Genomic DNA, 23881 nt, shown 5'->3' with positions numbered 1-23881 from the left:
GTTGTATTACCGTCAGAGGCCGCGGCGACGCACGATCAATACGGAGCTAACCAAGAGAGTGAAGCTTGCGCTGGAGCAGTTCCCCACCTACGGCTATCGCCGTCTGGCGTGCGTCCTGGTGGAGAACCGCAAGCCGATCCAACGCATCTTGCAGCTTAAAGGCTGGCAGGTGCGCAAGCGGCCCCAAGGCTTCCGGCCACGTGCCCGGAGCCTGCCGTCCGTCGCCTCTCGGCCTGATGAGCGTTGGGCCACCGACCTCACCCATGTGTGGTGCGTTAAGGATCGGCGGGCCAGCCTGGCGGTGATCATCGACTGTTGCACCCGAGAGATCCTTGGTTGGCGATTGTCGGACAACGGCAGCAGCAAGACGGCTGACGCAGCGCTGGAAGAAGCTCTGGTACATCGATTCGGCGCACTGGGCCGGATTCATCAACCGCTGGCCCTTCGCTCTGACAACGGCCTCGTTTTCAGCAGTCAACACTATACGGCGACAGTGAAGGCCTACGGGCTCACACAAGAATTCACGACGCCCTACACCCCGGAGCAAAACGGCCTCGTTGAGCGCTTCTTCCGGTCCCTGAAGGAAGAATGCATCTGGCAGCACCGGTTCGAGTCGCTGGGCCAGGCCCGAGCGGTAATTAGCCGCTGGATCCGGTACTACAACGAAGAGCGGCCACATCAGTCTCTAGGCTATGTGGCACCCCAAGCACACCCGGCGTTAGCGGCGTAGGGTGTGCAAAAACCAAGGAGTCACCACACCTAGAGAATTAATGTGATGCCACAATTGTCAAATTCAGATTAAGTTATCTGCAATGTCATTTAACCATAAGTAGGCATATTGAAGCTTTAAAAAACTTAATAAGCTTTAATGCTACTGTTTTAAACCACTTAATCTAACTGGATGTCTATTTTAAATTTACTATTTTTGCAATATTTCGTATATCTTCAAATTTAACTACAACTGGCTCAAGCATACCACATCTCACCAATACACTATAGATTTTCAACTTAATTAAGAAATCCAATACATACGCAATTGAAGTTGCTGTAGCAGCCCCAATCAGACCGAACTGTGGAATAAGTAATATATTCAGAAGAATGTTAGTAACAAGAACAATAATTGATACGTACAAATTCAGCTCCGGCTTTCCGCGAGCAGCAATATCGTTGGACAATACCCGTCCCCCCGACCATAGGACTATACCAGGCAATAAAAAAATTAAAATATTAACCACATTATCAAACTCATCTGTAAAAACAATATCAATAATCGGCGTAACAATCGCTAACAGCAAAATGGAACCGAACAAAGTTAACATGATAACCCAGCGACAAACGAGTGGTGTCACATAATGCATTTTGTCTTCTTCTCTGGATAGTTCTGAAAGTCGTGGTAAAAGCACTGTACTCACCGCTGTTGACAGAATCCAGAGACGCTCAGCAAATTGCACAGCAACAACATAAACCCCTGCCCCGACCGGTCCCACTATGAAATTAACTAAAAACACATCAGATTTATAATTGATAAAAGTTATTACATTACTTAAATGGGCCTTCAACCCATACAACATAGAGCTCTTTAGGTAGCTTTCTAATTCATCCTGACCTCCAGTTAATAACTTTCTTACCAACACAAGAGATACTAACAATGTTGACGCGACTCCTATTAAATAAGATATCAGTAGTGCGCCTACGCTCTTAACATCAAGGAGTAAGACCGTACAGACTCCGGAAAGTGTAATAAGGGGCTGCAACAGCAAGATAATATTAAAACTCTTGAACTGCTGCATACCTTGAAAAAAACTAGAAACAAAATTCAATAAAAGTAGGAAAGGAAATATTGTGAGCGCAATCCACAGAATAAAAGGCTGTACTCCTGGAAACAGAGTATCTCTAAATATCAGAATGAGGCTGCTACCAAACAACAGCCCTATAGTAACGATAACCATATACGCAGACATAGTCTTGCGCCAGGCCGTTAATGCACTAACCTTTCCCGCCCCAAGATAATAAACGTTTGCAGGGGAGAGGCCGAGGTTCAAAAGTGAAGCTAGTGTCAATGGTAGTAACAAAGCTACCGAATAAATTCCATTACCTTGCGCACCAAAAGCTTTAGCTATGAGGGCCACAGTAGCTAGCTGAATCAAGCCAGAGCCTACTTGCCTAACAAATGTGGCGCCTACATTTCGAATAAAACCCTTGAAGCCTAACGATTGCAGTGCATTCTTCATATAGTTACTATAGATTATTCAATGTATCGACAAATCTTGCATAGTTAATTTCCGCAGAATATTCATTTTGAATTTTTTCTCGGGCCCGTCTTCTTAGAGTGTCTATACCTTCGTGGTAAAAAACGTGTTCAAATGCTAGGGATATTTCATTCGCATCAGGAGAATCGCTTAGTAATACTCCATTATATTCATCTATAAGGAACGCAATACCGCCTATATTAGGCGCAATCGCTGGTATTCCAGTACTCATTGCTTCCATAATCGAGACTGGTATACCCTCAGACTCGCTTGAGTTAACAAAAACATCCACTGGGTTAGAGACAAAAAAGTCCTTCGCCAGCCTATTTTCCATCATGCCTGCAAATTCGAAAGAGACATTATTTGCCTTTCCCAGGCGCGACACGGCTAGCTCCTTTAGCATTTCGAGTAAACTCCCCCCACCGATATGAGTCCAGCGAACTTTAACATCAGTATTATTTTCGGCAAAAAGGGCTATAGCATCAATGATTTTATCAATTCTCTTAATTGGTGCACAAAACGAAAGCGAAACCACATGAAATTCGCCATCATTACTTCCCGCTGATTCAACTTTCGGTATAGGCACCCCAAGAGGAGAGACTTCTGCACTAGAACTTTCAATGCCATACCTCTCTTCAAAATATTGTTTACCCTCAGCAGAGAGAAAGAATATCTTGTCGAAATTTTTAGCATATTGCCTTTTAAGAGGTAGATATCCGGACGAGCTTTGACTCTCGTACAGATCATATCGATGAGTCCTACTAACAACTTTAATTCGAGAGAGCTTGTTTTTTAACTCGCAGGCTGCATAACTATAATAGTTATTCCAATAACAATAAAAAACAGATGAGGAGTCATCTTTACGTAGTATATTGCGCAGCTTCACGCTAGCTCTCTTTAACGCAGCAACTTCTTTCAGAGCTAGATACAATGCATTAAAGTCAAGTCCTTTCTTCCTAAATATCCACTTGCATTCTTTAAAAAAGATACTACTAACCAAAGCTGGAAATAGCCAAAAAGCTTTAAGGAACTTATTAGACTGACTCAGAGATAGGTCTAACTCAATATCGTCTGGCAGTTGTCTGGGCTTGCCTGACGTTAGCGCCGGTAAAAGTACGACTCTATCATAATTAAGGTTCTTCCAGTAGCACGCCTCGTCTTCGATAAATTGCTCGCCCGGCGGATATGGATATGAACTGGTTAAAATGTATAACGTCTTCAAAAAGATTACGCCTCTTCATTACAGAACCTAATAGCAGCTTAAGATTCTGCATATAAGGTTCTGAGTGTTTCTTCCTAAATATGGGTGCATAGGTAGAGAGATAACTTCCTCAGAAGCACGGTCTCCCTGTTGCAATTTCGAATTTATGTCTGAAACTGCTGGCTGTTTGTTTAGAGGAATGGGATAGTGAATAGCTGTGGGAATTTCAGCGTCCAGTAATACTTTCTGCAACTTGTCCCGATCACGGACTCGAATTGTGTATTGTGCCCAAGCGCTCTTACTATGTGGCTCTACAAATGGACCTATGATGCTACTGCTGCTTTGAATGCAATCATTATAAACATCTGCCACCTTTTCTCGCAGACACAATTCATTATCAAATATATCAAGCTTTGCCAACAATATCGCAGCTTGTATAGTATCTAGTCGACTATTAACCCCAACCCTAACATGATGATAGCGGCGGTCTTGCCCATGGCGCGCAATTTGCCTCATTATTCTAGCTAGTTCTTCGTCATTCGTGAATATAGCACCTCCATCACCGTAGCAACCGAGAGGTTTGCTAGGGAAAAAGCTTGTTGTAGCTATGGTAGAAAGATTACAGGACCTATTTCCTTTATATTTTGCTCCAAAGCTTTGCGCTGCATCTTCAATTACTGGAATACCATACCGATCAGCAATCTTGTTAATGCTGTCAAAGTCAGCACATTGTCCATATAATGAAACTGGTATTATTGCTTTAGTTTGTGGTGTAATAGCTGATTCAATTTCCCAAGGGTCAATATTCAAGGTCCGAGGATTGATATCAACATACACTGGCTTTGCGCCTAGAAGCGCCACAGTTTCTGCTGTAGCAATATAAGTGAAGCCTGGCGTAATCACCTCATCGCCAGCACCTATCCCGAGTGCCATCTGTGCAATTTGTAGGGCATCGGTACCGTTAGCACAGGTAATACAGTACTTTGCTCCTGTATAATCCGCTAACCTTTCTTCTAGCTCATAAACTTCCGGTCCTAAAATGTACTTGCCGTGGTACAGGACGCGCTGTATAGCAGTATCAATTTCAGATTTAATTAGTGCTTGCTGACTTTCAAGGTCTATAAATGGGATCATTCCACTATCCTTTCAATTTCCATTCCTTTTAGTACATACCTATCACCTGTCGAGGGGCATACTGCCTCGCCTTGTCCATAAACGGGCAAATCTAACTTATCCCCGTGTGCGCTCATCCAACCAATCTGTTTTGCTGGAACACCAACCATCAATGCGAAAGCAGCTACATTTTTATTGACAACAGCACCAGCTCCTATAAATGCAAATTCGCCAATAGTGATACCACACACAATCGTGCAATTCGCACCAAGAGTGGCGCCTTTCTTGATCACAGTAGCAAGGTATTCGCTCTTTCGATCAATCAGCGACCGAGGGTTATAGACATTTGTGAATACCATGCTGGGACCACAAAAGACCCCTTCTTCCAGAGTGACATTATCATAGACTGATACGTTATTCTGTACTTTACATTTATCACCGATTACAACCTTATTCCCTACATAAACACCTTGCCCAAGTGAGACGCTACAGCCAATTCTAGCGCCACCACTTACATGCACAAAATGCCATATGCGAGAATCATCTCCTATTACAGCCCCTTCATCTACAATTGCGGAGGCGTGGATCATCACGCTCATACTGTCTGACCTTTCAAGAATGGGTGATAATCACCTATTAGTCCTTTTGGTATTGCATTGCGAATATTGGTCACTGTGTCAATCGCAACCCAGTTATCATCCAACCCAAATCCATTTCCGTTAAGAATTTCTTCGTAGCTACGTGTATGTAAGTCCGTAAAACCACCAGAAAATTCAATTTCATCACCATCACAGGTGATTGATCTGTAGGTTCGCTGTCCGGCTTTTCTTATTTCTGCAGGTACATCATCTATATCTATCGAAAGAAACCACCGAACACGAGCGTTAGTATACTCCAGATATCCAGCCGCCTTAGTGGCTGATACGTAATGAACTACATTTTTTTGCACCTCACCAAAGACAAAATGTAACATGTCATAGAAGTGCACACCGATGTTCGTTGCTATGCCACCTGACTTTTTAGTATCACCCTTCCAAGACTCCAAATACCAACTTCCACGTGATGTAATATAAGTTAACTCTACATCGTGCTTAGTCGGAAGATCAGTTCTCGCTACTCTGTCACGGAGCGCGATTATTGAGGGGTGTAGCCTAAGTTGTAGGATTGTATTTACTCTATGACCAGTCTCTGCTTCTACTGTCTTTAACTCTTCAATATTGTCAGGTGTTAGAACTAGAGGTTTTTCACATATAGCGTCTGCACCAGAACGAAGTGAAAATCGTATATGCGCATCGTGTAGGTAGTTTGGAGAGCAGATGGCTATGTATTCGGCTTGTGCATTTCGACTGTCTCGCCTAAGGCGATCAATGTGCCGGTCAAAGCGCTCAAACTCTGTAAAAAAATCTGTATTAGGAAAATAGCTATCTAATATCCCCACAGAGTCATTCACATCCAGAGCAGCAATCAGGTTGTTGCCAGTATCGTTTATGGCTTTCAAGTGCCTAGGGGCTATATAACCGGCAGCACCAATCATCGCGAAATTTTTCATAGTTCCCCCTTCAGCTTTAAGCCTTAATGACATTGTGTTGCGAATCGCGATATTTTCCACGGCTATCGACGATTAAAGCTGCATTTTTTCCTATCATGTCGTAGTCAAACTTATCGTGATCAGTTGCTATAATTATGGCATCATAACTTTTAAGGCTACTGGGGCCGATATCTTCACTTGTGAGATCGAAATGGTGTTCTCGCATTTGAGGGAAAGTCGGTACGTGTGGATCAGAATATGCGACTTTCGCCCCTTTGCTCTCGATAATTTCCATAATTTCAACGGAAGGAGATTCTCGCATATCATCTACGTTTTTTTTGTACGCGATGCCAAGCACTAATATTTTACTTCCTTTAAGTGCCTTTCCTCTCTCATTTAGTCCTTCTATCAACTTACCAACAACGTATTCAGGCATTGCTCTATTCACCTCCCCGGACAGTTCAATGAAACGAGTATGGAGCCCATATTCTCTTGCTTTCCAAGTAAGATAAAAAGGATCAATTGGTATACAATGTCCCCCCAACCCGGGGCCAGGATAGTAAGGCGTAAAGCCAAATGGTTTGGTAGCTGCAGCCTCTACGACTTCAAAAATATCGATGCCCATCCGATCAGCTACAACCTTCATTTCATTCACAAGCCCTATATTGACAGCTCTGTGGATGTTCTCGAGAAGCTTAGTCATCTCTGCGACTTTAGTAGAGCTGACTGGAACTACCTCGTCTATTGCTTTCAGGTACAATGCAACACCCACATCTTTGCAACTCTCTGTACACCCTCCAACTATTTTTGGAATGGTTCTTGTCTCAAAATTTAGATTACCGGGATCCTCTCGCTCAGGTGAGTAAATTAAGAAAATTTCTTCCCCTACTGTCAACCCAGTTTCCCGAATTCTAGGTAGCAATTCCTCCTCAGTAGTACCAGGGTAAGTAGTGCTTTCAAGGGATATTATCTGACCAGCTCTCAAGAAGGGTTTAATAACTTCGGCTGTATCAATCACGAAGCTCATATCCGGCTCACGATGTTTATTTAAAGGAGTCGGGACGCAAAGAATAATCGCGTCAACTTCACTTATTCGCTCAAAGGTTGTCGTCGCTTCGAAGCCTGTGGATTGTGCCTTCGTGATTTTCTCTGATGGTATGTGCTCAATATAACTTTTTCCAGAATTTAACTTTCCAACTTTTTCTGAGTCAATATCAAACCCTAAGACCCGGCAACCTACATCATTGTAACGCAGCATTAGGGGTAAGCCGACGTAGCCAAGCCCGACGATGCCGATGATAGCTTCGCTAGACTTCAGCTTGTTAAGCAAGCTATTTTTTGCATTTGACATAACCATTCCATTCCTTTTAGCACTTGCTTTACAGATAATATTGGGAAGCCACGTAAATCCCGACATCTAAGCATTGAGATTTCTTATCAAGATCTTCCTCGCCCCCTCACTCCCATGCACCAACCTCACCTCCCCTACCGGTTCCTTGGCGCTTCGCACGAAGTTCAGCAGGTCTTGTTGGTCTGCATGGGCAGAAAAGCCTGAGATCGTCTTGATCGTGGCGTTGACGGCGACTTTTTTGTCTTCGATCCGGACGTGGCTGCCTTTCTTAGCCCGCTGGATGTCTCGCCCTGGGGTGCCTTCGGCTTGGTAGCCGACGAAAAGCACGGTGTGTCTGGGGTCTGGGAGCAGTCGCGTGAGATAGTTGACGACGCGACCTCCGGTGGCCATGCCGCTGGCGGCGATCACAATGGCGCTGGTGTTCGTCTCAGCCAGCTGTTCCACCATGGCGAGGTGGTCATCGTGGCTGTCGATGGTCACAAGGCCATCGAAGCTTAGGGGGTGGCGGCCGTCTTCCAGTCGCTGCTTCGCTTCACTGTCCCACCAGGGCTTTAGCTCGCGGTAAACCTTGGTAAACCTGGCGGCCAGTGGTGAGTCAACCACCACCATGGGTATCGGAGGCGTTTCGCTGGGCTCGGGGCCTGGGCTTTCTGCCTCGTGCTGGCCCGGCAGGTCGTGCAGCAGGGCCTCTATCTCGTAGAGGAGCTCTTGCGTGCGGCCTATGCTGAAGGCCGGAATGACCACGCTACCGCCCTCGCGCTGTGCACGATAAATCATTTCCTTGAGCTGTGCGCGCCGCGTCCTGCGGCCTTCATGCCGACGATCCCCATAGGTGCTTTCCAGCACCAGGACGTCGGCTTTTTCCAATGGGGTGGGGTCCGGCAACAGCGGAGTGTCGGGCGGCCCCAGGTCCCCCGAAAAGACGTAGCGATTATCCAGACTGGCGCGCTGGTCCTCAACATCAATTTCAACGTATGCAGAACCGAGTATATGCCCCGCGTTCTGGAGACGCACCTTGACCTTGACTTGCTCTTCGTCTATGAAACTTTTCCAGACACCATAAGGACTTGGCTCAAGATGCATCTCGACTCTATCAAGAAACCGCTCGATGAGTCTTCTATCTCGGGTAAAGCCAATTTTCAGTGCATCTTCAATTACCAGCGGTAGTAGCTTGGCACTGGGCGGGGTACAAATTATGGGGCCTGTGAAGCCGGCGGCCAGAAGATAAGGAAGGCGCCCGATATGGTCGATATGCACGTGGGTAACCACCAGCGCGACGACATCTTCGACGGAAAACTCGATCTGGTGGCGCTCGAAGCTGCTCTGCCCTTTCAGTTCGCTGCCCTGAAACAGCCCGCAGTCGATCAAAATGGCCTGGTGTGGGGTGATCTGGAGCCTGTGGCAGCTCCCGGTGACGCCGTCGGCGCCACCGTGATGCACAATCGCCGGAAAATCCGACGGTAAACGATTTTCTTCAGTGGATCTGTCGGACATTAGCGACCCTTTGGCGTTTGCTGCGTTATTGACGCTTAACTGCCGAGGGCGTCATCAACATCCATAACGGGAGGAATGATCAACTTCACCGCTTCCGTCTTGAATTTCTCTGAGGAGGGGGTTGCGTATAGCTCACCGTCCTTATCCGCCGTGCCGCCGGTTCCTTGTACGCCTGCCGTGTACTTCACACTGGTGTCCAGACAGGCTGACCAGGAATAGGCGTCCTTCAGCCCCGTGTTAGCCACGTCCACCTCCGCAAGGGTTCCGTCTATCGATAGCGCCGTTCGTGCGGCCGCGAGCTCCTCCTTGCAGGCATTCACCGCCGCTCGCTTTTGAAAGTTGGTGTACTGCGGTATCGCGATGGCGGACAGCAGGCCAATGATGGCCACGACCACCAGCAATTCGATCAAGGTAAAGCCACCCTGCCCTTGCCGCTGTGTCGGCTGTGTCTGCGTCGCGGCGCGTGGTTCGGCAGCCGAAGCCGTGGTGGTGGGCTTTTGCATGGCACTCGCAATACGGACTTCAGTGCACGCTGTCGCCGCGTGTGACGGATGGTGTGCGTCCATGACGACTCTCTCCTCAGTGGGACTTGACGTATCGCCGGACCGGGAGGTGCGGCGGGGAATATCGGGATAGTACGCCGGACCTCGTGCCGCGCAGGCCTGAGCGCGCTGAAACCTTGATATGCGTCGGGTTGCTAGCGCAAAACACGCGCTGCGGCGCAATTGACCACTCGCTGAGGCGTAAACTGGCGCTATTGTCGACGCTGGATACTAGCTCGCAGAGGAACCATTGTGCCGTTTGATCAAACTGTGGGGGACAGACACGCCCAGGGGCCACACAGCGGCCTGGGGCAACGTCTGGTGGCCCTGGGCCTGCTGCCACCGCTGGAGGCGCTACGCGCCGAGCACGACGCCCTGGCCCAAGGCAGCACGCTGCTGCGCCATCTTGTCGAGACGGGACGCGTCGAACCCGGTCCCGCGACTCGCGCAGCGGCGGAGGAGTACAGCCTCGACTTTACCGATTTGAGTACGGTGGTGGCGGAGCAGCTGCCGCCCCTCAGCCACTTCCCCCAGGCGTTATTGCGAGAACACCAGGTACTGCCCCTGGTCCTGGATGACGACCATCTGCACGTGGCCGTGCCCTACCCGTCCACGCTCGCTCGCTTGGGTGAGCTGCAGTTCGTGGTGGGCAAGCCACTAAAACCCGCCCTGGCGCCCATGGACAAGCTCTCCCTGCTACTGGACGCCTACCTGGGTGAGGCCAATGCCGAGGATATTGCCGATGCGATTGGCGAACTGGGCCCTGAGGCGCCACCAAGCCGCAGCCAATCCGTTGCAGCGCAGGGCCAGAGTCGCGGTGAGCGTTTCAACCGGGCGGAGCCGCGCCGGGTAGCAGCAGACGACAGTGAGCTCGACGAGGACCTTAGCAGCGGCCAGACGGCTAGCCTCACCAGCCAGGCAGACGATGCCCCGGTGGTGAAGTTCGTCAATACCATCCTGCGTGACGCGGTCAGAAAGCGCGCCTCGGATATCCATTTCGAGCCCTTCGAGGACCGCTTTCGCGTTCGCTTTCGCATTGATGGGCTGCTCCATGAAGTCGCTCAGCCGCCGTTCAACCTGCGCAGCCGCATCGCCTCACGCTTGAAGGTCATGGCGCGCATGGATATCTCCGAACGGCGCCTCCCGCAGGATGGCACCATCAAGGTCCAACTGGACGACGGCGAGGATATCGATTTTCGCGTCAACTCCTTGCCTACGGTGTATGGCGAGAAGCTGGTGCTGCGCCTGCTGGCCTCGGCTACCGCCCGTATCGGGATTGAACAGCTCGGCTTTTCACCCAGCCAGCGAAAGCTGTTCGAGACGGCCCTGGCGAGCCCTCAGGGGATGATCCTGGTGACCGGCCCCACTGGCAGCGGCAAGACGGTCACTCTGTACACGGGCATCCACTTGCTCAACAGCACCGAGCGCAATATCTGCACCGCAGAAGATCCGGTGGAGATCAAGCTGCCTGGGGTCAATCAGGTCAATGTAGCACCGCGTATCGGGCTGGACTTCGCCCACACCCTGCGGGCTTTTCTGCGCCAGGACCCGGACGTGGTGATGGTGGGAGAAGTTCGCGATCGGGAAACCGCCGAAATCGCGATCAAGGCAGCCCAGACCGGCCACCTGGTGCTGTCGACGCTGCACACCAACTCCGCCGCCGACACGCTCTCGCGGCTCGCCAACATGGGGATCGAATCCTTCAATATTGCCAGTGCGGTCACCCTTATCGTGGCCCAGCGTCTGGCAAGGCGCTTGTGCCCCCACTGCAAGGCACCGGTACAGCTGCCTGAGGATGTGCTCATCCATCACGGGCTGAGTCCGCTACAGGCCCAGCAGGGCAGCTTCTATGACGCCGTCGGCTGCCGCCAGTGCACCCAGGGCTACAAGGGTCGTGTGGGGCTGTTCGAGGTCGTGCCGGTGGACGAGCACATGCGCCGACTGATTCTCAGCGGCGGTAGCGCCGACGAATTCGATACCCTCGCCCGCAGCCAGGGCTTTCCCAATCTGCGCCGCAGTGGCCTGGAACGGGTGATGGAAGGCGTCACCAGCCTGACGGAGGTCTGCCGTATCACCACGGCGTAGCGGCTTTCGTTCTTCCTCTAACTCTTGATGCGAGATGCAGCCACATGCCCTTCCGCGACCGTTCGTCCTCTCCCTCTTCCTCGCCTGTGTACCGGGATCACCGCCCGTCCAATGGCGACGGTCCCGGTTCTGATCCTCGTCCTGGCTCTGGTTCTGGTCCTGGTTCCGGTGCTGGACATGGAGATAATCACAGCGGAGCGGATGATGGCACCCGCCTGATCGCCGGCCTGCCCACCGGCAGGGAACGCGCTACTTCACCTCCCCCTACTGTCGACGCTTTTCATCACCCCATCGGCGGCCCGGGTGTCAGGCCTGATGTGCGCTCAGGTGCTCGAGCAGATACGGCTGGGCGATCAAGGGCCGCGCAGCAACGACAGCTCTGCTGGAAGTGGAAGGGAGAAGACCGTCAGGGCCTGGCCTGCACCGGCATGCTGCTGGCATCGAAGCGACCCGATGCGCAGCGTCAACTACACCTGCTGGGCATCACGCCGCGTAAGCTCAAACCCGCCGGCAAGTTGGTCCGCTACCAACGACAGATCAAGCCCAGGGACCTGATGCTGTTCTCCCGCCAGCTGGCCACCCTGCTGACCGCCGGTGTACCGCTACTGGAGGCCTTTCGGGTGCTGTCCGACAGCCTATCCAACCCCGCCATGCGGTTGATCGTGCAGGCCCTGGGCATGGATGTCAGCGCCGGTGCCAGCCTGGCGCAGGCGCTGTCGCGACAGGGAGCCGCCTTCGACAGCCTGTACGTCAATCTGGTTGCGGCAGGCGAACAGTCGGGCACCCTGGACCAGATGCTGGATCGCCTGGCCAATCACCTGGAGAAACGCGAGCTGCTGAAGGGTCGCGTGCGCAAGGCGCTCTGGTATCCCGCCACGGTGGTGGCGGTGGGTATAGCGGTCAGCGCGATCCTGCTGATCAAGGTGGTGCCCCAATTCGAGCAGATGTTCGACGGAGTAGGCGCGAGCCTGCCTGCCATGACCCAGTGGACCATTCTGCTGTCGGAGTTTGCTCAACGCTGGTGGCTGGTCACGCTGGGAAGCCTGTTTACCCTGGTCGCGACGGTTCGTTGGCGGGTGGCGAAGTCCCAGGCGGCTCGTCTCAAGCTTCACGCCCTGTCGCTGCGGTTGCCGGTGGTGGGGACGATTCTGGATCACGCGGCGGTGGCGCGCTTCTGCCGCACCCTTGCCACCGCCTTTGCGGCAGGGGTACCGCTAGTAACCGCACTGAGGACCGCCGCCGGCGCCTGCGGCAACGATGTCTATCGCCGGGCGGTGTTGGCCCTGCAGGCCGATGTCGCCAGCGGCCAGCGGCTGCACCTGGCGATGCGGCGAACACAGCGCTTTCCGTCACTGGCCTTGCAGATGGTGGCTATCGGCGAAGAAGCCGGCGCCCTGGATGGCATGCTAAGCCGGGTGGCCGACCACTACGAGCGCGAGGTAGATGACCGGGTCGATACGCTGACCAGCCTGCTGGAGCCGCTGATCATCGTGGTGCTGGGGGTGGTGGTCGGCGGCCTGGTGCTGGCGATGTATCTGCCCATCTTCCAATTGGGCAATGTGGTGTAACGGGCTATCATCCAGGCACCACGCGTCGAGGATGTCGTTAAGCCCAACCTAAGAGCTATCAGCTCAGGCCGGTAATGGCAGTCTGACAGACCTCTTGAACGGATACCTTAATCATGCAGCCACACCGGAGTCCCAGGGGGCGCCTGATCGAACAGCTTCAGCAGGTCGTCGTCCCACAGCCGAACGCATCCGTGGGAGTCGGCCACGCCCATGGGCTTGTCCGGTGGAGTGCCATGGAAGTAGATGTAGCGCCGCTGAGAGTCGACGTTACCGCCGCGATTGACGCCCCGTTCCAGGCCGCACAGCCATAAAATGCGCGTCAGTATCCAGTCCCGCTCGGGGTTGTCACGGCCCAGCTCGGCGTCGAACACCTCTCCGGTTGGCCGGCGCCCACGAAAGACGGTACCTACTGGCTCTCCATCCCCAATAGCAGCGCGAATGTAGTGCCAGCCCAGCGGCGTCTGGCCGCTGCCCTCTTGCTGGCCAGTACCGGCAACGCCGGTCGACACCAGGCACTGCCAATCCGGCTGCTTGCCCCGCCATAGGGTCAATTGCTGGGTGGAGGTGTCGACCTCCACCCACACGCTATCGGCGGGCGGCAATGCTTCAAGTCGCGGTGTCTGCATCGTCTCTCCCTGTTTGTTTACGCTGCAGCTATGCCTGCCGTGTTGCCTGTTCGACGCGTCACCGCCCGGGTGGTTCCGATGCGGCTTTGGTGTCGGGCCTGGTTTTGGGTCTAGTTTCGGGCTCTAGTTTCGGGCTCTCGTTTCGGGCTATGGCTTCAGGCCTGAGAACTGGCCTGCGGCGGCTCCGGCAAGGGAGCCTTCATGGCCGCTACCACCACTGGCCGCATCCGGCGTGCCAGGTCACGCACCGACACGTGCTCTTCGTAGTCCTTCTCGGCGATGTCGCGCAAGGCATCGAGGCCAGACAGGGTGAAGATGACGGTACCCAGAACAAAATGCAGGCGCCAGAACCGTTCGGAATCCGGCAGCTCCGGGGTCGCCTTGCGCACCAACGCCACAAAGCGGGTAAACACGGTGCCGTACTGGTCCTGGATATAGCGGCGCAGGTGCCCCTGGGCCTGGCTGTAGGCCAAACCCAGCAGGCGCATGAAGACCTTCAGGCTATGACGCTCCGCCGGGACTTCCAGCACTGTTCTGGCCATGGTCTCCAGCAGCACTTCCAGCGGGATGACCTTGCTGCCGTATCCACGTTCCAACTCATCGATGGCCGCGTGGAAGCGGTCGGAGAACGGGTCCAGGTAGCGCGAGAAGACCGCCTGGATCAGCGCCTTCTTGGAGCCAAAGTGGTAGTTGACGGCGGCCAGGTTGACCTTGGCCTTGCCGGTAATGTTGCGCAGCGACGTTTCCGCGAAACCTCGTTCAGCGAAGAGGACCTCGGCGGTGTCCAGAATGCGAGTCACTGTATCGGTCTGGGCCATTCGCGGGCTCCGTCCAGTCAGTCAGGGCAGTTGGAAACAATTGTTTGAATGTTAGCCGGAGTGTAAGGGAGGCGCTCTCTACGCACAATCAACCATCGCAGACGGTGTTTGAAACGTGTGCATCAGACCGCTCATACCACTGCCACGACGCCTCTCACCCCGAACGCGAAATTCGAGGCAGATCACCGTTTTACTGGATAGGCATCCATACTGTACACTTCACCAAGGGTGCTGAAGGTACCCGCTGTCTGGCAGCACGCTGGGGCTACCCTGCCGCTGCCGTCCTGACTCACCGCCGCCCGTGGGAGGCCGCATGACACGTCCCCTGACCCCTCGCCAGCAAAACGTCTATGACTTTATCGTCAAGACCATGAACGAGCTGGGGTACCCGCCGACCCGTGCGGAGATCTCACGCGCACTGGGCTTTCGCTCCCCCAACGCCGCTGAAGAGCACCTGCGCGCGCTGGAACGCAAGGGCGCCATCCGGGTGATTCGCGGCACCTCGCGAGGCATTCGTCTGCCAGCCCAGGACGCCGACACCACCGCCGCCAACGATGCGCCCCAGGACACCAGTCCCGTCCAGGGCCTGCCGATCATCGGTGAAGTCGCCGCGGGTAGCCCCATCCTGGCGGCAGAGCATATCGATCGTTACTGCCCGCTGCCGCCTGACTACTTCACACCGCGTGCCGACTACCTGCTGCGCGTGCGCGGCCTGTCGATGAAGGACGTTGGCATTCTGGAGGGCGACCTGCTCGCCGTGCATCGTACTGAACGCATTCGCAACGGCCAGATCGTGGTGGCACGCCTCGAGGACGAGGTGACCGTCAAGCGTTTCCAGCGCGACGGACATCACGTCACCCTGCAGGCGGAAAACCCCGACTTCGCTCCCATCACCCTGGACCTGCGGCGGGACAGCCTGGACATCGAGGGCGTTGGGGTCGGTGTCATTCGCGGTGGTAACGGCCAGGCCCTGGGTTAATACAAAGGTTAATAGGAAGGTTAATGCGAAGGTTGGTGCTGCGGTTAATGCTGGGGTCAACACTTGGGTTAACACTGAGGCTGACGCTAAGCTAGGCCAAGGCCCCGCCTCACCCTTTCGGATGGATGATTAGACGCCGCGCCGCTGCCAGGCCAGACCATGACGGAACCGGTACGCAAGATTCTTCACGCCGACTGCGACTGCTTTTACGCCGCCGTCGAGATGCGCGACAACCCGGCCCTGCGGGATATCCCGCTGGCCGTGGGTGGCGCCCGTGAGGGGCGTGGCGTCATTACCACCTGCAACTACCCGGCGCGCAAGTTCGGCATCCATTCGGCCATGCCGACTTCCCGCGCCCTGCGCCTGTGTCCTCAACTCACGCTGGTGCCACCCAACTTCGACAAGTATCGCGAGGTCTCCTGCCAGATCCAGGCCATCTTCCACGAGCTGACGCCGCTGGTGGAGCCACTATCGCTAGACGAAGCGTATCTAGACGTCACGGATGTCTCTGGCTTCAAGGGCAGCGCTACCTGGATGGCCCGCTGGCTGAAGGAACAGTGCCTGGCCCGCACCGGTATCACTGTGTCCGTCGGTGCTGCCCCGTCGAAGTTTCTCGCCAAGATCGCTAGCGACTGGGACAAGCCAGACGGCCTGACGGTCATCCCCCCGGACCAGGTCGAGTCCTTTGTGCTGGCCTTGCCCGTGCGCAAGCTGCACGGCGTGGGCCCGGCTACCGGGGCGCGCCTGGATGCGCTGGGTATTACCACCTGCGAAGAGCTGCGCGCCCAGCCCATTGATCGCCTGCTGGACGAATTCGGCAAGTTCGGCCGCCGTCTGTACGAACTGGCCCGCGGCATCGATGAGCGGCCGGTCAAGGTAGAGCGGGAACGCAAGTCGATCAGCGTCGAAAGCACCTACGGACGCGACCTGCCCGACTTGAGCGCCGCGCAGCTGGCACTGGTGGAGCTGTGCGAAAAGCTCAAGGCGCGCATCGACCGCAACGGTCGGCCGCCTCTGGCTGGCGTGTTCGTGAAGGTACGCTTCGATGACTTCACCACCACCACCCTGGAGTCCCGCGGCCTGGAACCTGACCCCGCGACCTTTGCGCAGCTGCTGGACCAGGCCTGGCAACGAGCACAACGACCGGTGCGCTTGCTTGGGGTTGGCGTCAGGCTGGTGCCACAAGAGGCGCGTCAGCAGCTGACCCTGCCCTTCTAGGTGCCCGCTACCCCCGCTCATCATCATGCTACGGTACGCAAACGCCGCCCTCTCACGAGTCGCGTTGCTCGTCGCATTATTGATCGTGCTCGCTCGCCAGGCGCCCCTTGTTCGAGGCCTCCATTCCCAGCAGGTAACGCTTGAGCTGCCACCATTCACCGGGGTCCACGGCGTCATGCCACAACCAGTGGATTCGGCCATGCCAGCGCAGGGCGATCAGGTAATGACCCACACTGATGCAATAGAGGTCGATGTCGTGCCAGGGAGCGTGACTGTCTTCTGAGGCGGTGACGGGCCCATGCCCGTCCTGACAGACGTCAGGACGCCACTGCCAGTGTCCGGGAACAGGCACTGAGACGGACGCCAGCCCAGCGACAAACGCCATGGCACCTTGCCACCACCGACGCCATCGACCAGGAAATCGTCCAAGGCAGCCACAGGGGCTCAGGTACGTCTGCAACCTCGACACAGGCGGTTTGGAAAACAGCGGGGAAGACAGTGTGGAAGGCAGCGCGAAGGACGTCCCGGCGGAAATAGCGGAAGGCGACGTGGCCGGCGTGGCCTGTGGCCCAGGCAGGCAGCGCAACTGACCGAGGAGAGGATGGCGGGCGCTGCGAATCAGCACAGCACCGAGCAAGGCAACAACATATCCCCCGAGCGGGGAAGGCAGGACGATGGCGACGATCAGACTGACCGCCACCACCACTGCACTATGGGCGAGATGCTGTCGGTCAGAGGCCCCGATTGTGGCCGTGACCCGTGGTCTCTGCATAGTCCACGATCATCTGCACGATACGCCGGCGAGTCGGCTCTTCCGGCCACTCGCGACGCATCAGCCATATAAACAGGTCCTGATCCTCCTCGGTGATCAGGTCGCGATAGGCGGCCTTGTCGGCCTCATCAAGATCATCGTAGCGGTGTTCCAGAAACGGCAGCAAAAGAAGGTCCAGCTCCCACATGCCGCGACGGGAGTGCCAGTGCAGGCGCTTGCGCTCGGCCTCGAGCTGGGAGGCCGCGGAAGACGGTTGATCCAAGGGGAACCTCGTCTGGGATGTTAAGTGTGGCGCCAGTATAGCGCAGGCACCAACGGCGGGCAGCCGCACGGCGGCGAAAAAGGTGATGCCGGGCAAGGGCCTGCCACGAATGTCGATCAATGTAGTGCGTTGTTTTATCAACACTTGAAAAGTATGCTATCTAAAAACAAGGGACTGCGATCGACGCAATCCTCGACACTGGCCTGACCAGCGCTCATCACCCAGATGGGACTCACGGAGATAACCGATGACAAAGTCCGAACTGATAGAGCAGATCTCCATGCGGCAGCCCGAGCTGTCGATCAAGGACGTTGAGGCTGCGGTGCGCCTCATTCTGGATGACATCACCGACACCCTGGCCGATGGCGGGCGCGTCGAAATTCGTGGCTTCGGCAGTTTCTCTCTGCACTATCGGGAGCCACGGGTAGGACGCAACCCCAAGACCGGCGAAGCGGTGGAGCTGGAAGGCAAGTTCGTGCCACACTTCAAGCCAGGAAAAGAGTTGCGCGAACAGGTCGATGCCAGCCGTGCGCTGGGATACTAGCGACCAACGTCTGGGCCCACTCGCGCCAGCGTTTTCCGTTATCTCTGGCTCAACCTCTCTTCGTCTCACTACGGGAAGTCACACATGCGTTGGCTAAAAGGCCTGATCATGGCCATCATTCTGCTGGCGGTACTGATCATCGGTATCCTGTTCGCGACCAATAACCAACAGGCCCTGCCGCTGAACCTGATCTGGTTCGAGCTGCCCGAGGCATCCCTGTCCGTCTGGCTGCTGGCCTCCCTGGCCGTGGGCGTCCTGCTCGGCATGCTCGCCATGACCGGCGTCTACATCAGGCTGCGCACGCTGCTCACCCGCGCCCAGCGCCACAACCAGCAGCAGCGCAAGGAACTCGACCGCCTTCGAGTGCAGGAGATGAAGGAACTGCCCTGAATGCCGGATCTCCTGCTACTGGGCCTGCTGGTCGTCGCCCTCGCCATTGGCTGGGCGCTCGGCCGGCGGGAAAGCCGTCCGCAACAACGCCCTGCCCCCAGCCTGCATCGCGACTATTTCGTCGGCCTCAACTACCTGCTCAACGACCAGCAGGACAGGGCCATCGAAACGTTTATCTCCGCGCTTGAAGTGAACAGCGACACCATCGAGACCCATGTCACCCTGGGCAACCTGTTCCGCTCTCGCGGGGAGGCCGACCGAGCGGTCAAGATTCACCAGAATCTGCTCGCCCGGCCGTTCCTCGATGCCCACCAGGGCGCCTGGGTCCAGCTCGAGCTGTCCCGCGACTTCCTGCACCTGGGTCTGCATGACCGTGCCGAACGGCTGCTCAAGGGCCTGGTCAAGGAGGACACCCACGCCGAGATTCGCCACCACGCCAAGCGGCTCCTGGTGGACCTGTTCGAGCGTGAAGGGGAGTGGCAGAACGCCATCGAGGTTGCCGTACCGCAGCTGACCCGCCAGCACGACGACCTGCGCCGCGCGGCAGCCCACTGGCATTGCGAGCTGGCGGAAATAGCCCGCACCTCCAATAGCCACGGGGTCGCCCGCAAGCACCTCAAGCAAGCGCTGTCCATCGACGAGCGCTGCATCCGCGCCAATCTCGTGCATGCCAAGCTGTGCCACGACACCGGCCAATACCGCCAGGCACTGAAGTTTCTTGACCGCATTCCCCAGCAGGATGTGGTGTTCATCCCCACCCTGCTGGAGCCGCTGGAGCGCACCTATCAGCTGCTGGACGATCCCGAGGGCCTGATCGAGCACTTGCGGCGCCTGCTGGAGCTCAACCCCTGCACCAGTGTCATCGTGCTGCTGGCCCAGACGCTCAGGCAGGTGCGTGGCAACGATGACGAAGCCATCGAGCTGATTACCGAACAGCTAAGGAAGGAGCCGAGCCTGGGCGGCGTCGACTATCTGATGGGGCTTTACCAGCGCAGCGGCGCTGACGCCGGTGACACTCGCTTTGATCTACTGCGTCAACACACCCAGCCGCTGCTGAAGGCGTTGCCGCGGCATCGCTGCCGACGCTGCGGGTTCTCGGGGGAGCACCTGCACTGGCAGTGCCCCCGTTGCCGCAACTGGGGCACCACCAAACCGATCACTGGCATCGAGGGCGAATAGCGCTACAACAGAGCGTCAGCCCTTGAGCTCGTCCTCGATCGCCGCAAGAGCGGCCATCGGATCTTCTGCCTGAGTCACGGGCCGCCCCACCACCAGATGGGTACTGCCCGCGTCCATCGCCTGCCGGGGCGTCATGATCCGCCGCTGATCCCCCGCCTGAGCAAAACTCGGGCGGATGCCCGGCGTAACCTTCAGGAAATCGTCGCCACAAGCTGCCTTCAGACGGGCGGCCTCCTGGGCAGAACACACCACGCCATCCATGCCGCTATCCTTGGCCAGCTTCGCCAGGTGCTCCACGTGCTCGTCCAGCGGCGACGACACGCCGGTGGTCGCCAGTTCATCGGCGGTCATGCTGGTCAGCACCGTCACGGCGATCAGGTGGGTGGACAGACCGTTCTGCTCAAGACGCTCACGGGCCGCTTCCATCATGCGACGACCGCCACAGGCGTGCACGTTGACCATCCACACGCCTTGCTCTGCCGCCGCCTGCACCGCTGCGGCCACCGTGTTGGGAATATCGTGGAACTTGAGATCGAGAAACACCTCGAAGCCGCGACCGTGAAGGGCATCGAGCACGCTTGGGCCGCTGCGGGTAAACAGCTCCTTGCCGACCTTCACGCGGCAGCGTTCCGGATCCAGCCGGTCTGCCATGCACAGGGCGGCGTCCATGGAGGGGTAGTCGAGGGCGATGATCAAGGGAGATGAGGGGGTCACGGCGGCCTCCGGCGAGAAGTGAACGAAGCGCTGGCGCCCTGCTGATCCGGGAGTACTGCCCTTGCACGGGGGGGCAATACTGGGGCCTTGAGCCAGGCTCGCTACCGGCTAGCCCGCAGCAGGCAAAGGGCGCCAAATCGCCGCAGTATATCAGCCTTGGCGCTACCTGCGCTGCCGCTTGGCTGGCTCAGATCTTCATAGATGACTGATATTTTATTAAGAATATTCTTATAACAGTGTTTTCTTATCTAACCCTAAGGTGAGAGAAGACAGCCGACGGCCACCAGGACAACGCCAACGACTGTTCACTCGGGAGGGCTTGGCGCACACCTAAAAGATCGACGGCGCGGCCTTTCTGGCACAGGTGCTGCTGCTATTGCTGACACACAGCGCTTGGCCGCCCATTTCCAACAACAACAGGACGTCTCTCATGCCAACATTCAACGACCACCCGTCTGTCCATCACCGCACGTCTACCACTCACCGCACTGTCCATCGTCGCGGGTTCCATGGGCTCGCGCTCGTGACGCTGGCCTGGCTTAGTGTCGCCTGGCTCAGCCTGGCCCATCCGGCCTTCGCTGCGGAAGGCCCCAGCATTGCGCCCATCAACGTCAATGAGGCCAGTGTTGAGCTGCTGGCCGAGCTGCCGGGCATTGGGCCCACCAAGGCGCAAGCCATCGTCGAAGACCGCCAGGTCAATGGACCCTACACCAGCGCAGAGGACCTGACTCGCGTAAAAGGCATTGGCGCCAACACCGTGGCGCGGCTCAAGGACGAAATCAGCACCGACTGACTTGTTGGCGTCACGATCGGCGTCACCAAGAATAGCGTTCATCGCGCAAGCACCCGCCACGGGACGTGGCGGGTGCTTGATGGGCACCAAACGTAAGAGTAAGACCGGCCACGCTTAGAGGCGCAGACCACCGTCTACCTCGATCACGCGGCCATTGACGTAGTCATTGTCGAAGATAAAGGCCACGGTCTTGGCGATCTCGTCGGGAGCCCCCAAGCGGCGTACCGGTACTCCAGCCGTCAGCTTGTCCAGCATGTCTTCACGCATGGACGCGGTCATCTCGGTTTCGATAAACCCGGGAGCGACGGCAGCCACACGCAGGCCGTGGCGCGCCAGCTCACGCCCCCAGGTCACGGTCAAGGCAGCCACACCGGCCTTGGCGGCGGCGTAGTTGCTCTGCCCCATGTTACCGGCCCGCGAGATGCTGGAGATATTGACGATAACGCCGTTACGGCCGTCTTCGATCATGGCAGCGGCGGCAGCCCGTCCGCACAGGAACACGCCGGTAAGGTTGACGTCGATGACCGCCTGCCAGGCATCCAGCCCAAGCGTCTTCTCTACCTTGCCATCGCGAGCCTTGACCAGCAGACCATCGCGCAGGATGCCGGCATTGTTGATCAGCCCATCCAGCGGGCCCATGCCCTGGCGAATGTCGGCGAAGACTTCCGTGACCGACGCTTCGTCCGCCACATTGGCGACGAACCCGCGGGCATCGATACCGGCGTCCACCAACTCGTTGACGGCCTTGTCGAGTTGATCATTATCGAAGTCGATCAGTGCAGGCCGGGCACCCAGCTTGCCCAGATGATGGGCCATGGAGAGCCCCAGGCCACGAGCACCACCGGTGATGGCAATGACGGCATTTTCCAACTGCATACGGTTTCCCCTGGTAAGCACCAGCCGTGCCATGGCAGACAGGCCGGTCGGTGGCTCGCCGACGCGTGCTCCACGGATCGGGGACCCGGAACGCTGCACAACGAGCAGTTATTGCGTTGCAGCATGCCAAGTTTCCCGGCGCGGCGCTACCTTCCGACACCCGGCTCGCGCCAAACGCTAGTTTGCAGGCGATGGCATACCCGCTATAAGCCATTGACGCACCAATCAATCCGTCCGAGTCGATAGTCGACTTCACGTCACTCACGCAAAAACGCAAACTACAATATTCCACTGCGATGCAGTGACAGCTGCGGCTCGCCCCAGACGCTCACAGCCACTGACTAACCACTACCACGCGGTGACGGGGACGCCGGTGTGAGCGACCGTCGGGCACTGTGCATCAGCGCCAGAGGTTGATGCTTGAACTCTTCGCCTTTCACCCCCATCTTCTCAACAGACCACAACGCGGAGCTGACATGCCCTTCCTTCTTATCTTCACCATTTTTGCCCTGCTCGACTTCGCCGTGCTGTTTTCGGTCGGCAGTGAGATCGGTCTGCTGTCGACCCTCGCCCTGGTGCTGGCTACCGGCTTTATCGGCCTGCATCTGATCCGTCGTGAGGGTGTGGCGACCTTCGCCCGCGCTCAGGAGCGCATGGCCCGCGGCGAAATCCCCTCCTCGGAGCTGATGACCGGTGCTGCCTTGATCTTTGGCGGTGCGCTGCTGATGGCCCCCGGTTTTCTGTCTGATGCCCTTGGCTTCATGTGCCTGATCCCGGATGCTCGTCGCTTGCTGGGCAAGCTGCTGGCCAAGGTTGGCATTCGCATGAAGGGCTTCCAGATGGGTGGCTCAAGCTTTGGCTACGGTGGCTCGCAAGGCCCTGACTTCGGCGCCGGTTCAGCCAATGGCTGGGAGCAAGCCTCTGGCCGGGACGCTGGCACCAGCCAGCAGCAGGAACGGCAGCAACAGGGCTCCGACAACGGTGACGGCGACCCCATCGAAGGCGAATTTATCAGCAAGGACGATCGTCGACGCTAAGCCTGCGGGAGACAGTGGCCGAGACAGGGGCGGAAACAGGGGCGGAGATAGTGGCTTTAACGGCCCCTGTCTTCGCCCCTTTTCATGGCGCTATCCTCAGCGCTCCCTCCAGCACTATCTCCAGCATTTTCCTCAGCCCTCTCGCTATTCTTGTTGTCCCCTCTCTCCATCTCATCATCCCCCTCATCACCCCTGTCGTTTTCCTGTCGTCACCGCTGTCGTCACCGCTGTCGTCACACTTGTGGGAGGAGATTGCCCGTGGGCGTGCCCAGGTTTGCGCCAAGGTTGTGCCGTGATGCGCTGACGGGGCGCATGAGTGTGAAAAAAATTTCGTCCTCGCCCTTGAAAGCCCCTTCACCAGCCCCACTTACCAGATCAGCATCAAGCTTCGGTGAGGGGGTTGCTCCCTCGCCTTTGACAGGAGGGCCGACAAAGGCCTGCCACTTTCATCGGCAGCCTGGCCATGACCTCCAGCTCTCGCCGCGATCTGCGTCACGACGAGAGTGAACAATGAACCGCCGCGGGTGGATGCCCCGGCCTAG

24 protein-coding genes are annotated in these 23881 nt (G+C 56.4%); 10 read left to right on the top strand and 14 right to left on the bottom strand.

Annotation, left to right across the window (positions count from 1 at the left end):
- On the top strand, positions 1–730 hold a 730-nt coding region (locus tag KUV41_RS15935; protein WP_222486731.1), incomplete at its 5' end, for an IS3 family transposase.
- Positions 731–905: 175 nt separating this feature from the next.
- Here KUV41_RS15935 and KUV41_RS15930 read toward each other — a convergent pair.
- The 8 genes from KUV41_RS15930 to KUV41_RS19670 form a co-directional block, all read right to left on the bottom strand.
- The gene (locus KUV41_RS15930) at positions 906–2231 is read right to left on the bottom strand and encodes a lipid II flippase MurJ (RefSeq protein WP_222486730.1); all 1326 of its coding nucleotides are present in this window, start codon (positions 2229–2231) and stop codon (positions 906–908) included.
- A gap of 7 nt (positions 2232–2238) precedes the next feature.
- A complete protein-coding gene (locus tag KUV41_RS15925) occupies positions 2239–3135 on the bottom strand; it encodes a glycosyltransferase (RefSeq protein WP_222486729.1) in 897 nt (298 codons plus the stop codon).
- Between the two features lie 363 nt (positions 3136–3498).
- Positions 3499–4584: a DegT/DnrJ/EryC1/StrS family aminotransferase gene (locus KUV41_RS15920; RefSeq protein ID WP_222486728.1), complete on the bottom strand. Its 1086-nt coding sequence runs from the start codon at positions 4582–4584 to the stop codon at positions 3499–3501.
- Positions 4581–5162 carry an acyltransferase gene (locus tag KUV41_RS15915; RefSeq protein ID WP_222486727.1) on the bottom strand — a complete coding sequence of 194 codons (582 nt, stop codon included), beginning with the start codon at positions 5160–5162 and terminating at the stop codon, positions 4581–4583. Before KUV41_RS15915 ends, KUV41_RS15920 begins: the two co-directional genes overlap by 4 nt.
- The gene (locus tag KUV41_RS15910; protein WP_222486726.1) at positions 5159–6112 is read right to left on the bottom strand and encodes a Gfo/Idh/MocA family oxidoreductase; all 954 of its coding nucleotides are present in this window, start codon (positions 6110–6112) and stop codon (positions 5159–5161) included. The genes KUV41_RS15915 and KUV41_RS15910 overlap by 4 nt, the downstream gene beginning before the upstream one ends.
- 16 nt (positions 6113–6128) lie before the next feature.
- Complete coding sequence (locus KUV41_RS15905; protein ID WP_222486725.1) at positions 6129–7442, bottom strand: nucleotide sugar dehydrogenase; 1314 nt, start codon at positions 7440–7442, stop codon at positions 6129–6131.
- Between the two features lie 66 nt (positions 7443–7508).
- Complete coding sequence (locus KUV41_RS15900; protein ID WP_222486724.1) at positions 7509–8936, bottom strand: MBL fold metallo-hydrolase; 1428 nt, start codon at positions 8934–8936, stop codon at positions 7509–7511.
- A gap of 35 nt (positions 8937–8971) precedes the next feature.
- Positions 8972–9502, bottom strand: coding sequence for a prepilin-type N-terminal cleavage/methylation domain-containing protein (locus KUV41_RS19670; RefSeq protein ID WP_315900598.1), 531 nt, complete (start codon positions 9500–9502; stop codon positions 8972–8974).
- 228 nt (positions 9503–9730) lie between these two features.
- Between KUV41_RS19670 and pilB the strand changes: the two genes are divergently transcribed.
- On the top strand, positions 9731–11563 hold the full coding sequence (gene pilB / locus KUV41_RS15890) for a type IV-A pilus assembly ATPase PilB (protein WP_315900597.1): 1833 nt from the start codon (positions 9731–9733) through the stop codon (positions 11561–11563).
- 44 nt (positions 11564–11607) lie between these two features.
- Positions 11608–13131 carry a type II secretion system F family protein gene (locus KUV41_RS15885; RefSeq protein ID WP_261396072.1) on the top strand — a complete coding sequence of 508 codons (1524 nt, stop codon included), beginning with the start codon at positions 11608–11610 and terminating at the stop codon, positions 13129–13131.
- A 107-nt stretch (positions 13132–13238) separates the two neighbouring features.
- On the opposite strand, the gene KUV41_RS15880 is transcribed toward KUV41_RS15885, so the two are convergent.
- Both KUV41_RS15880 and KUV41_RS15875 read right to left on the bottom strand, forming a co-directional pair.
- Positions 13239–13757, bottom strand: a complete 519-nt coding sequence (locus KUV41_RS15880; protein WP_222486723.1) for a L,D-transpeptidase — start codon at positions 13755–13757, stop codon at positions 13239–13241.
- Positions 13758–13912: 155 nt separating this feature from the next.
- Positions 13913–14575: a TetR/AcrR family transcriptional regulator gene (locus tag KUV41_RS15875; RefSeq protein ID WP_222238283.1), complete on the bottom strand. Its 663-nt coding sequence runs from the start codon at positions 14573–14575 to the stop codon at positions 13913–13915.
- A 313-nt stretch (positions 14576–14888) separates the two neighbouring features.
- Between KUV41_RS15875 and lexA the strand changes: the two genes are divergently transcribed.
- Positions 14889–15554 carry a transcriptional repressor LexA gene (lexA, locus tag KUV41_RS15870; RefSeq protein WP_222486722.1) on the top strand — a complete coding sequence of 222 codons (666 nt, stop codon included), beginning with the start codon at positions 14889–14891 and terminating at the stop codon, positions 15552–15554.
- 159 nt (positions 15555–15713) lie between these two features.
- A complete protein-coding gene (gene dinB, locus KUV41_RS15865) occupies positions 15714–16772 on the top strand; it encodes a DNA polymerase IV (protein ID WP_222486721.1) in 1059 nt (352 codons plus the stop codon).
- Positions 16773–16848: 76 nt separating this feature from the next.
- On the opposite strand, the gene KUV41_RS15860 is transcribed toward dinB, so the two are convergent.
- Together KUV41_RS15860 and KUV41_RS15855 are read right to left on the bottom strand one after the other, a co-directional pair.
- Positions 16849–17157 (bottom strand): hypothetical protein, encoded by a 309-nt coding sequence (locus tag KUV41_RS15860; RefSeq protein WP_222486720.1) that lies wholly within the window; start codon positions 17155–17157, stop codon positions 16849–16851.
- Between the two features lie 346 nt (positions 17158–17503).
- Positions 17504–17806 carry a succinate dehydrogenase assembly factor 2 gene (locus KUV41_RS15855; protein WP_222486719.1) on the bottom strand — a complete coding sequence of 101 codons (303 nt, stop codon included), beginning with the start codon at positions 17804–17806 and terminating at the stop codon, positions 17504–17506.
- Positions 17807–18053: 247 nt separating this feature from the next.
- Here KUV41_RS15855 and KUV41_RS15850 point away from each other — a divergent pair, with 247 nt between their 5' ends.
- The 3 genes from KUV41_RS15850 (at position 18054) to lapB (ending at position 19919) form a co-directional block, all read left to right on the top strand.
- Complete coding sequence (locus tag KUV41_RS15850; protein ID WP_045994571.1) at positions 18054–18350, top strand: integration host factor subunit beta; 297 nt, start codon at positions 18054–18056, stop codon at positions 18348–18350.
- Positions 18351–18434: 84 nt separating this feature from the next.
- Positions 18435–18740 carry a lipopolysaccharide assembly LapA domain-containing protein gene (locus KUV41_RS15845; RefSeq protein WP_206937961.1) on the top strand — a complete coding sequence of 102 codons (306 nt, stop codon included), beginning with the start codon at positions 18435–18437 and terminating at the stop codon, positions 18738–18740.
- A complete protein-coding gene (gene lapB, locus KUV41_RS15840) occupies positions 18741–19919 on the top strand; it encodes a lipopolysaccharide assembly protein LapB (protein WP_222486718.1) in 1179 nt (392 codons plus the stop codon).
- 15 nt (positions 19920–19934) lie between these two features.
- On the opposite strand, the gene pyrF is transcribed toward lapB, so the two are convergent.
- Positions 19935–20633, bottom strand: a complete 699-nt coding sequence (gene pyrF / locus KUV41_RS15835) for an orotidine-5'-phosphate decarboxylase (protein WP_222163114.1) — start codon at positions 20631–20633, stop codon at positions 19935–19937.
- A gap of 430 nt (positions 20634–21063) precedes the next feature.
- On the opposite strand from pyrF, the gene KUV41_RS19665 reads away from it, so the two are divergent.
- Positions 21064–21426, top strand: a complete 363-nt coding sequence (locus KUV41_RS19665) for a ComEA family DNA-binding protein (RefSeq protein WP_222486717.1) — start codon at positions 21064–21066, stop codon at positions 21424–21426.
- 114 nt (positions 21427–21540) lie between these two features.
- Here KUV41_RS19665 and KUV41_RS15825 read toward each other — a convergent pair whose 3' ends face one another.
- Complete coding sequence (locus KUV41_RS15825) at positions 21541–22302, bottom strand: SDR family NAD(P)-dependent oxidoreductase (RefSeq protein WP_222163112.1); 762 nt, start codon at positions 22300–22302, stop codon at positions 21541–21543.
- Positions 22303–22778: 476 nt separating this feature from the next.
- Between KUV41_RS15825 and KUV41_RS15820 the strand changes: the two genes are divergently transcribed.
- Positions 22779–23339, top strand: a complete 561-nt coding sequence (locus KUV41_RS15820) for an FxsA family protein (RefSeq protein WP_222486716.1) — start codon at positions 22779–22781, stop codon at positions 23337–23339.
- The last annotated feature ends 542 nt before the right edge of the window (positions 23340–23881 follow it).

Source organism: Halomonas sp. DP8Y7-1 (genome assembly GCF_019801685.1).
Classification (GTDB): Bacteria; Pseudomonadota; Gammaproteobacteria; order Pseudomonadales; family Halomonadaceae; genus Halomonas; species Halomonas litopenaei_A.
The sequence above is the reverse complement of the archived record's forward strand: the minus strand, read 5'-3'. Positions and strand labels throughout refer to the sequence as shown.